At 68.5% G+C, this 13908-nt stretch carries 16 protein-coding genes; 7 read left to right on the top strand and 9 right to left on the bottom strand.

The features are described from left to right. Positions 1-91 precede the first annotated feature (91 nt). Genes JUB11_RS10275 through der form a run of 3 tightly spaced genes read left to right on the top strand, consistent with a single transcriptional unit; the run spans position 92 to position 3517 of the window. Positions 92-736, top strand: coding sequence for a tetratricopeptide repeat protein (locus tag JUB11_RS10275; RefSeq protein ID WP_207458443.1), 645 nt, complete (start codon positions 92-94; stop codon positions 734-736). Beyond that, a complete protein-coding gene (locus JUB11_RS10270) occupies positions 736-2079 on the top strand; it encodes a PQQ-binding-like beta-propeller repeat protein (protein ID WP_207458442.1) in 1344 nt (447 codons plus the stop codon). Before JUB11_RS10275 ends, JUB11_RS10270 begins: the two co-directional genes overlap by 1 nt. A gap of 22 nt (positions 2080-2101) precedes the next feature. Then, on the top strand, positions 2102-3517 hold the full coding sequence (gene der / locus JUB11_RS10265) for a ribosome biogenesis GTPase Der (RefSeq protein WP_207458441.1): 1416 nt from the start codon (positions 2102-2104) through the stop codon (positions 3515-3517). Between the two features lie 57 nt (positions 3518-3574). Here der and JUB11_RS10260 read toward each other — a convergent pair whose 3' ends face one another. Further along, entirely contained in the window at positions 3575-3940 is a 366-nt protein-coding gene (locus JUB11_RS10260) for a DUF86 domain-containing protein (RefSeq protein WP_211112485.1), read from the bottom strand. Beyond that, positions 3940-4230 carry a nucleotidyltransferase domain-containing protein gene (locus JUB11_RS10255; RefSeq protein ID WP_207458439.1) on the bottom strand — a complete coding sequence of 97 codons (291 nt, stop codon included), beginning with the start codon at positions 4228-4230 and terminating at the stop codon, positions 3940-3942. Before JUB11_RS10255 ends, JUB11_RS10260 begins: the two co-directional genes overlap by 1 nt. Positions 4231-4301: 71 nt before the next feature. Here JUB11_RS10255 and JUB11_RS10250 point away from each other — a divergent pair, with 71 nt between their 5' ends. Further along, complete coding sequence (locus JUB11_RS10250) at positions 4302-4451, top strand: hypothetical protein (RefSeq protein ID WP_207458438.1); 150 nt, start codon at positions 4302-4304, stop codon at positions 4449-4451. 120 nt (positions 4452-4571) lie between these two features. On the opposite strand, the gene JUB11_RS10245 is transcribed toward JUB11_RS10250, so the two are convergent. The 5 genes from JUB11_RS10245 to radA form a co-directional block, all read right to left on the bottom strand. Next, positions 4572-4838 carry a hypothetical protein gene (locus JUB11_RS10245; RefSeq protein WP_207458437.1) on the bottom strand — a complete coding sequence of 89 codons (267 nt, stop codon included), beginning with the start codon at positions 4836-4838 and terminating at the stop codon, positions 4572-4574. A gap of 677 nt (positions 4839-5515) precedes the next feature. Further along, positions 5516-6220, bottom strand: a complete 705-nt coding sequence (locus JUB11_RS10240) for an SDR family NAD(P)-dependent oxidoreductase (RefSeq protein ID WP_207458436.1) — start codon at positions 6218-6220, stop codon at positions 5516-5518. A 114-nt stretch (positions 6221-6334) separates the two neighbouring features. Then, entirely contained in the window at positions 6335-7783 is a 1449-nt protein-coding gene (gene purF, locus JUB11_RS10235) for an amidophosphoribosyltransferase (RefSeq protein ID WP_207458435.1), read from the bottom strand. Between the two features lie 42 nt (positions 7784-7825). Next, a complete protein-coding gene (locus JUB11_RS10230; RefSeq protein ID WP_207458434.1) occupies positions 7826-8512 on the bottom strand; it encodes a CvpA family protein in 687 nt (228 codons plus the stop codon). A gap of 4 nt (positions 8513-8516) precedes the next feature. After that, positions 8517-9914: a DNA repair protein RadA gene (gene radA / locus JUB11_RS10225; RefSeq protein ID WP_207458433.1), complete on the bottom strand. Its 1398-nt coding sequence runs from the start codon at positions 9912-9914 to the stop codon at positions 8517-8519. A gap of 217 nt (positions 9915-10131) precedes the next feature. Between radA and map the strand changes: the two genes are divergently transcribed. The 3 genes from map to JUB11_RS10210 are packed head-to-tail and all read left to right on the top strand — an operon-like array spanning position 10132 to position 11954. Continuing rightward, on the top strand, positions 10132-10974 hold the full coding sequence (gene map, locus JUB11_RS10220; protein WP_348771403.1) for a type I methionyl aminopeptidase: 843 nt from the start codon (positions 10132-10134) through the stop codon (positions 10972-10974). Further along, entirely contained in the window at positions 10971-11552 is a 582-nt protein-coding gene (locus tag JUB11_RS10215; RefSeq protein ID WP_207458431.1) for an NUDIX domain-containing protein, read from the top strand. The genes map and JUB11_RS10215 overlap by 4 nt, the downstream gene beginning before the upstream one ends. A gap of 21 nt (positions 11553-11573) precedes the next feature. After that, the gene (locus JUB11_RS10210; RefSeq protein ID WP_207458430.1) at positions 11574-11954 is read left to right on the top strand and encodes a thioredoxin; all 381 of its coding nucleotides are present in this window, start codon (positions 11574-11576) and stop codon (positions 11952-11954) included. Positions 11955-11976: 22 nt separating this feature from the next. Here JUB11_RS10210 and JUB11_RS10205 read toward each other — a convergent pair whose 3' ends face one another. Together JUB11_RS10205 and JUB11_RS10200 are read right to left on the bottom strand one after the other, a co-directional pair. Then, positions 11977-12780, bottom strand: a complete 804-nt coding sequence (locus JUB11_RS10205) for an ATP-binding cassette domain-containing protein (protein WP_207458560.1) — start codon at positions 12778-12780, stop codon at positions 11977-11979. 10 nt (positions 12781-12790) lie between these two features. Further along, positions 12791-13567 carry an ABC transporter permease gene (locus JUB11_RS10200; RefSeq protein ID WP_207458429.1) on the bottom strand — a complete coding sequence of 259 codons (777 nt, stop codon included), beginning with the start codon at positions 13565-13567 and terminating at the stop codon, positions 12791-12793. Positions 13568-13908 lie beyond the last annotated feature (341 nt).

Below are 13908 nucleotides of genomic sequence, written 5' to 3'. Positions count from 1 at the left end.
GCGAGCCGGCGGCCCTGCATCGGTTCGTCCTGTACGGCCCCTCTCAACGGGACCGGAAAGGGCTGCCGCAACCGGATGCCAGATCGAGGCCATGAGCGACATTTTCCGCGAAGTCGACGAGGATATCCGCCGCGACCGGATGGAGCGCCTGTTCAAGCGCTATGGCGGCGTCATGATCGGCGTGCTCGTCCTGGCCGTCGCCGCGACCGCCGGCTACAAGGTCTGGGAAAGCCGCGACCTGGCCCAGCGCCAGGAATCGACTGCCGCCCTCGTTTCCGCCATTTCCAAGTCGGCGCAGGGGCCGGCCCAGGGCGTGGAAGCGCTGACGGGCTATGCGGGCACGGCGGCTCCGGACATGGCGGCTCTCGCCCGGTTCAACGCCGCGGCGCTGCTGGCCCGCGACGGCAAGGCGGCCGAGGCCGCCGCCGCCTACGACCAGATCGCCGGGGACGCCGCGGTGGACATCGCCTACCGCAACGCGGCCACGCTCCTGTCGGTGATGCACCAGCTCGAGACCGGCGATCCGGCCCAGCTCCAGTCGCGCCTCCAGCCGCTGGCGGAGGAGGGCAGCCCTTGGCGCTTCTCGGCGCGGGAGCTGACCGGCCTGCTCGCCGCGCGGGCCGGGGACACGGCGCGCGCCGGCACTCTCTTCCAGCAACTGGCGGACGACACGCAGGCCCCGGCCGGCGTGCGCTCGCGCGCGGCCGACCTCGCCGCCCTTTACGGCAAGACCTGATGACCCGCACTTCCCCCGTCCGCAGCGCCCTGTTGTACGCCCCCCTGCTTGCCCTGACGCTCGGCGGGTGCGACACCGTCGATGGCTGGTTCGGCAACGCGCCGGAGCCGCCGCTTCCCGGCCAGCGCGTGTCCGTCCTGAGCGGACGCGGCGAGCTGCAGGCCGACCCGCGGATCGCCGACGTCGCGGTGACCGTGCCGCCGGCGGAGACCAACGCCGAATGGGCGCAGGCCGGCGGGAATCCGGAACACTCGCTGCAGCACCCGCAGCTCGGTGCCAGCCCCCGTGAGGCATGGCGCAGCGACGTGGGCACCGGCTCCAGCAGCGCGCGCATGCTGATCTCCCTGCCCGTCGTGGCGGAGGGGCGCGTCTATGCGATGGACGCGGAGTCCCACGTCGCCGCGCTCGACGCTGCCGGCGGCCGCTCCCTGTGGCGCATCGACACCCGGCCGGACGGCGAGCGCGGCCGGGCGACCGGCGGCGGTGTCGCCTTCGCCGGCGGCAGGATCTTCGCCTCGACCGGCTATGGCGAGGTGCTGGCCCTGTCGCCCGCCGACGGCCGCGTGATCTGGCGCAAGCGCGTGGCCGGGCCGGTGCGCGGCGCACCGACGGTGATGGACGGGCGCGTCTATGTCGTGACGCTCGACAACCAGCTCGTCGCCCTGTCGGTCGATGACGGCACCGAGATCTGGACGCACCAGGGCATCCTGGAGGCCGCCGGCATCCTCGGCACCTCCAGCCCGGCCGTGACGGGCACGCTGGTCGTGGCCGCCTATTCCTCGGGCGAGCTGTACGGGCTGCGGCCGGAGAACGGCCGCGTCGCCTGGCAGGAAAACCTCGCCTCGGTCCGGCGCGGTGGTGCCCTCAGCAACCTCGCGGACATCCGCGGGCTGCCCGTGATCGACCGGGGCCGCGTCTTCGCCATCAGCCACGGCGACCGCATGATCGCGGTGGACGAGCGGATCGGCGCCCGTATCTGGGAGGCCGACATCGGCGGCACGCAGACTCCCTGGTCGGCCGGTGATTTCTTGTTCGTCCTGACCAACAACGCCGAGGTGGTGGCGCTGACCCGCGAGGCCGGACGCGTGCGCTGGATCGCGGCGCTCGACCGCTTCGAGGATCCGGAGGACCGGGACGGCCCGATCGTCTGGTCCGGGCCGGTGCTGGCGGGCGGACGCCTCTGGGTGACGGGGTCGCACGGGCAGATGCTCGCCCTGTCGCCGGCCAACGGCTCGGTCGCCGGGCGTTATCCGCTTCCGTCGGGGACCTACTTGCCTCCCATTGTCGCGAACAACACCCTATATGTATTGAGCGACAGCGGAACGCTTGTCGCCTTCCGCTGATTCACGGGAGGCCTCTGGCCCCATGTCGTCTGATTCCGGTACTTTCACAGTCGTTCTCGTCGGCCGCCCCAACGTGGGCAAGTCGACCCTGTTCAACCGTCTCGCCGGCAAGAAGCTGGCCATCGTCGACGACACGCCCGGCGTGACGCGCGACTGGCGCAGCGCGCCCGGCCATGTCGGCGGCCTGTCCTTCACGGTGGTGGACACCGCCGGCCTGGAGGACGTGACCGACGACAGCCTGGAGGCGCGCATGCGCCGCCAGACTCAGCGCGCGCTGGAGCGCGCCGACGTCGCCCTGTTCATCGTGGACGCGCGCGCCGGCATCACCCCGCTCGACCGCCATTTCGCGGCGATGCTGCGCAAGGGCAAGACCCCTGTCATCCTCGTCGCCAACAAGGCGGAGGGGAAGGCCGGCATGCCAGGCCTCTACGAGGCCTTCGAGCTTGGGCTGGGCGAGCCCATCGCCCTGTCCGCCGAGCATGGCGAGGGCATGGCCGACCTCGTGCAGGCGCTGATGCCCTATGCTCCCGCGGAAGGCGACGGCGGTGCCGACGCGGCCGAGGAGCTGCCGCCCGAGATCGCGGCGCTGCCCATCGGCGACCAGCCGGAACCGGAATCCGAGCGCGCCAAGCCCATCCAGATCGCGATCGTCGGCCGTCCGAACGCCGGCAAGTCCACCCTGCTCAACAGCCTCGTGGGCGAGGAGCGCGTGCTGACCGGCCCGGAGGCCGGCATGACGCGCGACGCCATCGCCGTGGACTGGACCTGGCGCGACCGCAAGTTCCGCCTCGTGGACACCGCCGGCATGCGCCGCCGCGCCCGCGTGGACGACAAGGTGGAGAAGCTGGCGGTCGCCGACGGCCTGCGTGTCATCCGCCTGGCGAACGTCGTCGTGCTGGTGGTCGATGCCGAGCAGATCCTCGACAAGCAGGACCTGACCATCGCCCGCATGGTGGTGGACGAGGGCCGCTCGCTGGTGATCGCCGTGAACAAGTGGGACGCGGTGGACGACCGCGCCATGGCGCTCAAGCAGATCGAGGACAAGCTCGAGTCGCAGCTCGCGCAGGTCAAGGGCGTCAGCGTCGTGACCATCTCCGCCCTCAAGGGGCAGAAGCTCGACACGCTGCTCGACGCCATCCTCAAGACCTACGCGCAGTGGAACCGGCGCATCCCGACCTCCCAGCTCAACCGCTGGATCGAGGGCGTGCTGGACCACCATCCGCCGCCCCTGGTCGAGGGCCGCCGCGTCAAGATCCGCTACATGACCCAGGTGAAGACGCGCCCGCCGACCTTCGCCCTGTTCGTCAACAAGCCTCTGGACCTGCCGGAAAGCTATCAGCGCTACCTGATCGCCAACATGCGCGACGCCTTCGACCTGCCGGGCGTGCCGGTGCGGCTGCTGCTCCGCAAGGGCAAGAACCCCTACGCCGACGATTGATGGGGGCGGGAACCGGCTGTTTTCCGTTCGACAGCCGGTTTCCCCAGCATGTCTTGATCAGTCCGCGGCGTCGCGTTCAGCGTCTTCCCTGATGGCCGGCAATCGCGACAGCAGATCGGGCAAGCCGTCCTTCACGGTGTCCCAGACGACATCGAGGTTGATCTCGAAGTAGCCGTGCGCGATGCGGTTGCGCATTCCCTTCATACCGCGCCATGGAACCGCAGGATGGCGGTTCAAGAAATCCTCATGCAACTTCAGCAGCTTTGTCGCTGCCTCGCCGATGATGACCAAGTTGAAGATGACCGCCTGTTGCGTGCGCTTGTCGGCAAGAAAGTCGTCCCGGCTCATGCCCTCGACGTAGCGGCAGGCATCGGCGGCCGCTTGCTGGAGATGATCCAAATAGTCGGTCAGCCGGGTGCCCATCACAACGGGCGTGCTTCCGCCAACACTTGATCACGGAACCGCGTGGGCAGGTCACCGGGCGTCAGGAGATCGACCGGAACACCCAGCAACTCCTCCAGCTCGACCTGAAGCTCTCCCAGATCGAACAGGGTCGCTCCGGGCAGCGGATCGACCAGCAAATCGAGGTCGCCGCCCTCGTGATCGGTGCCATGCGCCACGGAGCCGAAGACCCGCGGGTTTACCGCACGAGACCGGCCAACCGCGTCGAGCACGGCTTGGCGTTTATGCTCCAAAGCGGTCGATGGCTTCATTCGGACCTTCCCCACCGTCCGCTCCATCAGAACGGTTTCCTTGCCGCGGATTCGCGACGTGACGCATCGGAATGACCGATTGCACCACAACCCGCGTCTTTGAGAAAGAGGCCCAAACGCACCAAACCGTCTCGCGGCCCCGCGTGCTGACATGGATGCGCCGGACCTTCGCTGCGGCCTTCGTCGGCCTCGGCGCCAAGCTGGCACTGTCCGAACGTTGAGGTCCGCAAGGCCATCCGCGGCTGCGGCTGGAACTCCGCGAGACCGTCATCTTCAGCCGAAGCCTGATCCTGAACGGGATGCGGCGGCCAAGCGGGGGCGGGCTGCTTCCGCCAAGCGCGTCAGCCGGTGAGTTCCAGATCGGCGGGGGTGGGAAGGGACACGTTTGCCGCGGCCCAGGAGCCGTCTTCCAACGTTGCGACGAACAGGCGATCCCCTGGGGCGGCCAAAGCCTCAAGCGTATCGCGCACTTCAGCGGTCCCCTGAGTAACGGCAATAGTCCACGCCCTGTCGCACACCTGAACACCAACAGTGTTCAGTGTATCGAAAAGATACTGGTAATCGTAATCATGAGAAAGCAGATCGTATGCAACAAGGTAATGCGCCATGGGTCCGTTCCTCTTTGCTGTTTGTTCGAGGAGCATCCTAACCGAGTCGCAGCCGAGTCTGGCAGGGGTCAAACTTGTGTTAAAGCGCACCGCGCGCCGTCTCCATGCTTTTGCGCCCTTGCGGCCTATCCGGATGGACAGGGAAGGGATGGAAAGAACGGCAGGGGGGTGCGGGCAGTCCATCGACGCGGCGCCCTCACAATCAAAATGAAGCCGTTCAGGCAGTTGTGCACAGCAACATGAGGCCGCTCAAGAAACCCTAAGCTGTTGCTGTTTCGTCTCACCCGTTCGGGTGATGGGTGAAAGATGCAAGCGTTCTGCGGGTTTCGGCGTTCCAAGCACGCCTAGAAAACAGGCAATTGCAGGCCAACCGTTGGCACGCCTCTCTGCTTCCCGGCATGTGTTCCGAGTCTCCCACAGAGTTACCCACAGACTCTGGGGATATCCTCGCGAGTAAAACAGCGCTTGGGCATGGCCGAACCGTCACACCACGCCCGATGAGGTATGGCTGAAGGGTTCGGCTCCAGGCGGAGCCAAGGGAAAAAGGCACGATGCCATACCTCTTTCCGCTGCCCTGAAACCTCGTTTATCACGCTGGAAACCCGCAACAGGCAGGCCCTCGCCCCGCTCACCACTCATGAGGCGGAGAGGGCCGGGGCGATGCCGCCCGACGCGGATCAGGCCTTCACGATCTCGCCGTGGCGGGTGCAGGAAACCTCGGCCAGTTCGACGAAGCGGTCGGTGACGGCGTCAGGGGCGGGCAGGGTGGCCGGATCCTCGCCGGGATAGGCCTGGGTGCGCATCTTGGTGCGGACGCGGCCGGGGTCGAGCAGGTTGACGCGCAGGTTCGATTTGGCGATCTCCAGCGCGTAGCTCTGCACGAACATTTCCAGAGCCGCCTTGCTGGCGCCGTAGGGACCCCAGTAGGCGCGGGGACCGCGCGCAGCACCGGAGGTCACGAAGATGGCCCGGCCGGCGTCGGACGCGCGCAGCAGCCGGTCGGTGGAGCGGATCAGCCGGTAGTTGGCCGTGACGTTCACGTCCATGATCCGCTGCCAGGTCTGCGGGTCGAACTGCCCCATCGGCCCCAGCACCTCCAGCACGCCGGCGTTGCCGACGAGGATATCCAGCCGCTTGAACCGCTCGTAGATCGAATAGACGACCTGGTCGATCTTGTCGAAGTCCCGGAGGTCGAGCGGCACGAGCGTCGCTCGCTGGCCGGTCGCGGCGTGGATGGCGTCGTCCACCTCCTCCAGCCCGCCGACGGTGCGGGCGGTCAGGATGACGTGGGCGCCCTCGGCGGCGTAACGCTTGGCGACGGCGGCGCCGATGCCGCGCGACGCGCCGGTGATGAGGGCGATGCGGCCGGAAAGTCGGGACATGGACGGAGGCTCGGCTCTGGGGGTGGAAAGCGGGGGCATTATACGGAACGGGCCGGCCGCGGGAAGCGGCCGGCCACGCCGGAACTGCGATGAATGGTCGCTAGCGGGCGGCCGTCACGCGCGGATACGGGCCTTGGCGTCCACCGGCGGATTGTCCAGCGTGTCCGTCAGGGCGATCGGGTAATCGCCGGTGAAGCAGGCGTCGCAGAAGCGGATGTTGTTGGGGTCGCGCTTTTCCTCGCCCATGGCGCGGTACAGCCCGTCCAGCGAGATGAAGGCGAGGCTGTCGGCCTGGATGAAGTCGCGCATCTCCTCCACCGTCATCCGGTGGGCGAGCAGCTTGTCCTGTTCCGGCGTGTCGATGCCGTAGAAGCAGGGGTGCGAGGTCGGCGGGCTGGAGATGCGCATGTGCACCTCCTTGGCGCCGGCGGACCGCACCATCTCCACGATCTTCTTCGAGGTCGTGCCGCGAACGATGGAATCGTCCACCAGGATGACCCGCTTGCCCTCGATCATGGCGCGGTTGGCGTTGTGCTTCAGCTTCACGCCGAGATGGCGGATCTGGTCCGTCGGCTCGATGAAGGTGCGGCCGACATAATGGTTGCGGATGATGCCCAGGTCGAAGGGGATGCCGCTCTGCGTCGCGTAGCCGAGTGCGGCCGGAACGCCGCTGTCGGGCACCGGCACGACGATGTCGGCGTCCACACCGGACTCGCGGGCCAGCTCCGCGCCGATGCGCTGGCGCGCCTGGTAGACGGAAGCACCCTCCATCACGCTGTCGGGGCGCGCGAAGTAGATGTACTCGAAGATGCAGAAGCGGCGGCCCTGCGGCTGGAACGGCCGCAGGCTGTGCACGCCCGAGGAGTCGAGCACGACCATCTCGCCCGGCTCGATGTCGCGGACATAATCGGCGCCGACGATGTCGAGCGCGCAGGTCTCGCTGGCGAGGATGTGGGTATCGCCCAGCTTTCCGAGGACCAGCGGGCGCACGCCCAGCGGGTCGCGCACGCCGATGACGGCGTCCGAGGTCAGCGCCACGAGCGAGAAGGCGCCCTCCACCTGGCGCACCGCCTCCACCAGCCGGTCCACGGGGGAGCCGTTGCGGGAGATCGCCATGAGGTGGACGATCACCTCGGTGTCGGTGGTGGACTGGAACAGGCAGCCCCGGCGGACCAGCTGGCGGCGCAGGGTCTGCGCGTTGGTCAGGTTGCCGTTGTGGGCCAGCGCGAAGCCGCCGAACTCGAAGTCGGCGTAGAGCGGCTGGACGTTGCGGATCGTCGTGTCGCCCGTGGTGGCATAGCGCACGTGCCCGATGGCCGACGGGCCCTTCAGCTTCGAGATCACCGCCTCGGAGCTGAAATGGTCGCCAACGAGGCCCATGGTGTGCTCGGGGTGGAACCGGTCGCCGTCGAAGCTGACGATGCCCGCCGCCTCCTGGCCCCGGTGCTGCAGCGCGTGCAGCCCAAGCGCCGTGATCGCAGCGGCCTGGTTATGGTTCTGGATCCCGAACACGCCGCACTCCTCGCGCAGCTTGTCGTCGTCGAACGGATGCGTCGTCAGCATCGGGGTATCCTTATAGTCCACGGACATCGTCGGCCAGCGCGGTCAGCGCGCGTTCTGTATCAGGCGCTCGAGGTCGTCGCGGTCCCGTTCCTTATAGCCGGAATCGGGTTGCGACGCACCACCGGTCTTCGGGGCTCCCGGGACCGGGGTGGAGAGGCGGTCGAGCGCCTCTTTCGCTTCAATGGCTTGGCGAGCACGCTCGCGCGCCATGTCGATCGGGCCGAGCCCTTCGGCGCGCAGGCTCTCCGGCACCATGCCGAGGACCATCTCCGCGCCAGTGCCGAGCATCGGCCGTGTCTTGGCGGCCTGCAGCCACTGCGGATGCTCCGCCGGGTTGGGAACCAGCCAAAGGAAGAAGAGATAGGCCACGGAGACCAGAATCCCACCCTTGACCAGCCCGAACATGAAGCCGAGCGTCCGGTCCAAGGCCGAAAGGCCGGAATTCTGCACGCCGCGCGAGACGGTCCGCCCCAGCACCGTCAGCACGACGAGGCTGACGATGAAGACGCCCGCCGCCGCGGCCGCGTAGGCGGCCATCTCGATCTGGATGTAGTTGCGCGCGATGGGCAGCGCATAGGGCAGCGCCTGGAGGGTGATGAAGGCGGCGCCGATCCAGGCGGCCACCGACAGCACCTCGGCCACCATGCCGCGCGTGAAGGCCAGCAGGGCCGACAGCAGCAGCACGACGATGACGGCGAGATCCGCCGGGTTGATCGGTAGGCTGTCCATCGGGCTAGTCCTGGTCACGTTTGCGCGGGCGCGCGGGGCGGTCGCCGGCCTGGAACAGCGGAAGCAGTTCGCCCAGATGCTGGAGCTCGACCGTCCGCAGCCCGTCGCCACCGCGCGCGCCGCCTCGTCTAGCCGGAAAGATCGCCGTTGAGAACCCCAGCTTTTCGGCTTCCTTGAGCCTGGTCCCACTTTGTCCCACCGCGCGGACCTCGCCGGACAGGCCGATCTCGCCGAACACCACGGCGTCGGCAGGCACCGGCTCCCCGGTGAGGGAGGAGACGAGCGCCGCCGCCACGGCGAGGTCGGCCGCCGGCTCGGTGATGCGCAGGCCGCCGGCCACGTTCAGGTACACGTCGTTGGCGCCGATCTGCACGCCGCAGCGCGCCTCCAGCACGGCCAGCACCATGGCGAGGCGGCCCGTGTCCCAGCCGACCACGGCGCGCCGGGGCGTGCCGAGCGGGGAGGGGGCGACCAGCGCCTGCACCTCGACCAGGACGGGGCGGGTGCCTTCCATGCCGGCGAAGACGGCCGCACCCGACACGTCGCCGCGCCGTTCCGCCAGGAACAGGGCCGAGGGGTTGACCACCTCGCCGAGGCCGCTGTCGGTCATCTCGAACACGCCGATCTCGTCGGTCGGGCCGAAGCGGTTCTTGACGGCGCGCAGGATGCGGAACTGGTGGCCGCGCTCGCCTTCGAAATAGAGGACCGTGTCCACCATGTGCTCCAGCACGCGCGGGCCGGCGATGGTGCCTTCCTTGGTCACGTGGCCGACGATCAGCAGCACGACGCCGCGCCGCTTGGCGACGCGGATCAGCTCCTGCGCCGAGGCGCGGACCTGGGCGACCGTGCCGGGCGCGCTGTCCAGCGTGTCCACATACATGGTCTGGATGGAATCGATGACGATGATGTCCGGCGCGTCGGCCGCGTCGAGCGAGGCCGCGATGTCGCGGACGCTGGTGGCCGAGGCGAGCTGCACCGGAGCCGCCGCGACGCCGAGCCGCAAGGCGCGCAGCCGCACCTGGTCAACCGCCTCCTCGCCCGACACGTAGGCGACGCGGTTCTCCTGTGCCAGCCGCGCCGTGGCCTGGAGCAGCAGGGTCGATTTTCCGATGCCGGGATCGCCGCCGATGAGGATGGCCGAGCCGGGCACAAGGCCGCCGCCGCACACCCGGTCGAACTCGCCGATGTGGGTCAGGCGGCGCGGGGGCGCCTCGCTGACGCCGCCCAGCCCGACGAAGTCGAGCCTGCGGCCGCGCGTGGCGCCGAGCCCCTTGGGTGCCGTCTCCGGGGCCGCTTCCTCGACCAGGGTGTTCCATTCGCCGCAGGCATCGCAGCGCCCCGCCCATTTGGGAAAGGACGCGCCGCACGACTGGCAGACAAAGCGCGTGGTCGGTTTTGCCAATGGACTTTTCGGGTGGGGGTTTCGACGCTGGTCATATAGCAAGCCCCCTCCTTAATTCCTATGCCCGTAGGGTGGAAAATGCCGGGCGCGCGGAGATGGGCGCGTTGCGCGGAACGCAGCCCCGTTCCCCTGGTTGCGGCTAAAGGCTTTTCAAGGCGGGACGGGCTGCATAGGTTGGCCCTATCTGGAATTCTTGCGACGGTTGGGAGCGATGAACGTGGTGGACAGGGCGGGGCGGCGCGTGCCGCTGCACGGGCCGGAGGAGTTCGAGGCATTGCACAAGGCCGGCCGGCTGGCGGCGGCGACGCTGGACCACATCACTCCCCATGTGCGTCCCGGCGTCAGCACCGGCCATCTCGACAAGCTGATCGAGGCCTACATGCGCGATCACGGCGCCATCCCGGCGACGATCGGCTACAACGGTTACCCGGCGGCGAGCTGCATTTCCCCCAACCATGTCGTCAACCACGGCATCCCCAGCGACGACAAGCGCCTGGCCGAGGGCGACATCGTGAACATCGACGTCACGGTGATCCTCGACGGCTGGTACGGCGACACCAGCCGCATGTATTTCGTCGGCGAGAAGATCGGGGTGAAGGCCCGCAACCTCGTGGACCTGACCTACCGGGCGATGATGGCCGGCATCGCCGCGGCGAAGCCCGGCAATACGCTGGGCGACATCGGCTTCGCCATTCAGAGCCTCGTGGAGGCGAACCGCTGCTCGGTGGTGCGCGATTTCGGCGGGCACGGCATCGGCCGGGTCTTCCACGACGCGCCACACATCGACCATTTCGGCAAGCGCGGGCAGGGGCTGAAGCTCGTCCCCGGCATGGTCTTCACCATCGAGCCGATGGTGAACGCCGGCAAGGCGGACGTGAAGATCCTGTCGGACGGCTGGACCACGGTGACGCGCGACCGGTCGCTTTCCGCCCAGTTCGAGCACCAGGTCGGCATCACCGAGGACGGCTGCGAGATCTTCACCCTGTCGCCGGCCGGCCTGACGCAGCCGCCCTACGCGCTCCCGCAGGAGGCCCTGGCGCAGGGCGAAGCGCTGTCGTGAGCGCCGAGCTGAAGCCGTGGCGGGTGCTGGCGAGCCGGGACCTGCTGGACGCCAGCCCCTACCTGAAGGTGCGGGCCGAGACGGTCGAGCTGCCCGATGGCCGGCGCGTGGAGAGCTTCTATCAGGTCGAGCAATCGGACTTCGCCCTGATCTTCGCCGAGACCGAGGACGGGCGGGTGGTGCTGCTGCGCAGCTACAAGCATGGGCCACGCCGCGTCAGCCTGACCTTTCCGGCCGGCATGATCGACCCCGGCGAGTCGTCGCTGGAGGCCGCGAAGCGCGAGCTGCTGGAGGAGACCGGCTATGAGGCCGCGGAGTGGACTTCGCTCGGCAGCCACGTCATGCAGGGCAACCACCGCGGCTGCGCCGGGCACATGTTCCTGGCCCGTGGCGCGCGCCGGGTCGCGGAGCCGGACTCCGGCGACATGGAGGAGATGCGCATCGAACTGCTCAGCCGGGCGGAGCTGGTCGAGGCGGCGGGCCGGAACGAGTTCGCCATCTCCTCCATGCTCGCCCTGCTGGGCGCCGCGCTCAACCCGGAGCTTTCGGCGGCCCTGGCCAGGGCCGCGCGGTCCTGACGTCCGGAACGGGGGTTCAACATGGGCGACAGCGCCGTTCCCGACTTCTTCCAGCGCTTCCCGATGCGCCGGGTCGCCAGCGCCGAACTGGACGGCGTCCTTGCCGAGGAATCGCCCGAGCGGCTGAGCATCCTGTTCCTCTGGGGCCGCGACTGCCCGAACTGCGACATCGCCAAGCGCGCCATCCTGGCCGGCGCGGACCGTTTCCGATGGCCGGAGGTCCGCTGGCTGCACGACAACGTCTACGACGATTTCCCCATGGCCGAGCGCTTCGGCCTGCACGGGATTCCCGCCTTCTTCGTCTTCGCGGGAAAGCGCAAGCTTGGCCGCATCACGAGCTGGCCCGGCACCGAGGCCTTCGTCGAGGCCATCGGCCGGCAGATCGCCCAGACGGACTTGTGATACGGCCTGCAGAGGTCCGGGTTCAGAGATTCCGGACCTGCATCTGGATCGGTCCCTCGGCGCGGCCATGGACGAACTGGTCCACATAGGCGTTGCCGGAGCGGTCAATCTCGGTCGCGGGGCCGTTCCAGATGATGCGGCCCTGGTAGATCATGGCGATGTGGTCGGCGATCTTGCGGGCGGACGCCATGTCGTGGGTGATGGTCACGGCGGTGGCGCCGAGGTCCTTCACGCATTTCACGATCAGGTCGTTGATGACGTCGGCCATGATCGGGTCGAGGCCGGTGGTCGGCTCGTCGAAGAAGATGACCTCGGGCTCGGCGGCGATGGCGCGGGCGAGGCCGACGCGTTTCTGCATTCCGCCGGACAGTTCCGACGGCGACAGCTCCGCCACGTCCGGGCCGAGCCCGACGGCGCCGAGCTTGGCGAGCGCGATCTCCTTGGCCTCGCCGCGCGCCATGCCCTGGCCCTGCATCAGGCCGAAGGCGACGTTCTCCCAGACGGTCAGGCTGTCGAAGAGGGCGGCACCCTGGAACAGCATGCCGAACTTGCGCATGGTCCGCTCGCGCTCGCGCGTGCCCAGCCGCGTCGTTTCCCGGCCGTCCACGGTGATGGAGCCGGAGTCCGGCTGCAGGAGGCCGAGAATGCATTTCAGCATCACCGACTTGCCGGTGCCCGACCCGCCGATGATGACCAGCGATTCGCCGCGCCCCACCTCCAGGTCGACGCCGTTCAGCACGGTCTTCGGGCCGAAGCTCTTCCGGACGTCCCTCAACGCGATCTTCGGGGTGGCGATCTTCGGCAGGGCGGTGGGCGGGGTCTGCATCGTCATGCCCTTACTTCGTCGAGAAGAAGATGCCGGTGATCAGGTAGTTCAGCACCAGGATCAGGATGGAGGCGGAGACCACGGCGTTGGTGGTGGCCGCACCGACACCCTGCGCGCCGCCGCGCGAATGATAGCCGTGGTAGCAGCCCATGAGCGCGATGATGAAGCCGAAGGCCGCCGCCTTCACGAGGCCGGAGATGACGTCCACCGGTTCGAGGAACTGCCAGGTGTTGGCGATGTAGGCGGCCGGGCTGAAGCCCAGCCGGTAGACCGAGACCAGGAAGCCGCCGAAGACGCCGATGATGTCGGCGACCAGCACCAGCAGGGGCAGCATGGTGATGCCGGCGAGCAGCCGCGGTGCCACGAGGTACTTGAAGGGGTTCGTGGACAGGGTGGACAGGGCGTCCACCTGCTCGGTCACGCGCATGGTTCCGATCTCGGCGGCCATGGCGGCGCCGATGCGGCCCGCGACCATCAGCCCGGCGAGCACGGGGCCCAGTTCGCGGGTCACGGACAGGACGACGACGGTCGCGATGGCGCTTTCGGCCTGGAAGCGCGAGAAGCCGGAATAGCTCTGCAGCGCCAGCACCATGCCGGTGAACAGCGCGGTCAGCCCGACCACCGGCAGGGAGTAGTAGCCGATGTCGATCATCTGCCGCAGGATCTGGCGCGGGTAGAAGGGCGGGCGCACGCAGTGCGACAGGCCCGACGCCGTGAAGAGCGCCAGCCGGCCCGTGGCCGAGAGGAACAGCAGGAAGGCGCGTCCGGTGGCGGCGAGGAAGGCCATCAACGGTCTCCGCCGCGAACGTTCCTGTCGAGAAGGCCGGCTGTGTTCACGGTGAGCGAATCCATCAGGGAGCGGGGCCGTCGGGGGGCTGTGGAAGCCGGCGCCATGCACCGGCGGCTCATGGCCGCCCCCTTGCACCGTCCGGGGGAAGGGAGAAAACACGAACCGCCGCGAAGCGGCAGCTTTGCCGCGTCGCGGTGGTCGCGAACCCTAGCCAACGGTCCGGGGGCTGTCAACGACCGCCCCGAACGGTGTCGCTAACACGTGATGTGTCCGGAGTTTGTAGCAAGTGATCTGTCCGGCCTTAGGCTCTGCCGAACGAAGGGGGCGGGGATGGGGCG

This window comes from Azospirillum sp. SYSU D00513 (genome assembly GCF_017356015.1).
In the GTDB taxonomy this organism is placed as follows: Bacteria; Pseudomonadota; Alphaproteobacteria; order Azospirillales; family Azospirillaceae; genus Azospirillum.
This window is presented reverse-complemented; position numbering and strand designations above follow the sequence as displayed.

Coding starts and splice junctions, on each gene's coding strand:
- purF (WP_207458435.1), bottom strand. CDS start 7,783: ATGCTGACGACGCATCCGTTCGACGACGACAAGCTGCGCGAGGAGTGC.
- JUB11_RS10245 (WP_207458437.1), bottom strand. CDS start 4,838: ATGGCGCATTACCTTGTTGCATACGATCTGCTTTCTCATGATTACGAT.
- JUB11_RS10250 (WP_207458438.1), top strand. CDS start 4,302: ATGACCGATTGCACCACAACCCGCGTCTTTGAGAAAGAGGCCCAAACG.
- JUB11_RS10260 (WP_211112485.1), bottom strand. CDS start 3,940: ATGGGCACCCGGCTGACCGACTATTTGGATCATCTCCAGCAAGCGGCC.
- JUB11_RS10200 (WP_207458429.1), bottom strand. CDS start 13,567: ATGGCCTTCCTCGCCGCCACCGGACGCGCCTTCCTGCTGTTCCTCTCG.
- JUB11_RS10240 (WP_207458436.1), bottom strand. CDS start 6,220: ATGTCCCGACTTTCCGGCCGCATCGCCCTCATCACCGGCGCGTCGCGC.
- JUB11_RS10275 (WP_207458443.1), top strand. CDS start 92: ATGAGCGACATTTTCCGCGAAGTCGACGAGGATATCCGCCGCGACCGG.
- JUB11_RS10210 (WP_207458430.1), top strand. CDS start 11,574: ATGGGCGACAGCGCCGTTCCCGACTTCTTCCAGCGCTTCCCGATGCGC.
- JUB11_RS10230 (WP_207458434.1), bottom strand. CDS start 8,512: ATGGACAGCCTACCGATCAACCCGGCGGATCTCGCCGTCATCGTCGTG.
- JUB11_RS10270 (WP_207458442.1), top strand. CDS start 736: ATGACCCGCACTTCCCCCGTCCGCAGCGCCCTGTTGTACGCCCCCCTG.
- JUB11_RS10255 (WP_207458439.1), bottom strand. CDS start 4,230: ATGAAGCCATCGACCGCTTTGGAGCATAAACGCCAAGCCGTGCTCGAC.
- JUB11_RS10205 (WP_207458560.1), bottom strand. CDS start 12,780: ATGCAGACCCCGCCCACCGCCCTGCCGAAGATCGCCACCCCGAAGATC.
- der (WP_207458441.1), top strand. CDS start 2,102: ATGTCGTCTGATTCCGGTACTTTCACAGTCGTTCTCGTCGGCCGCCCC.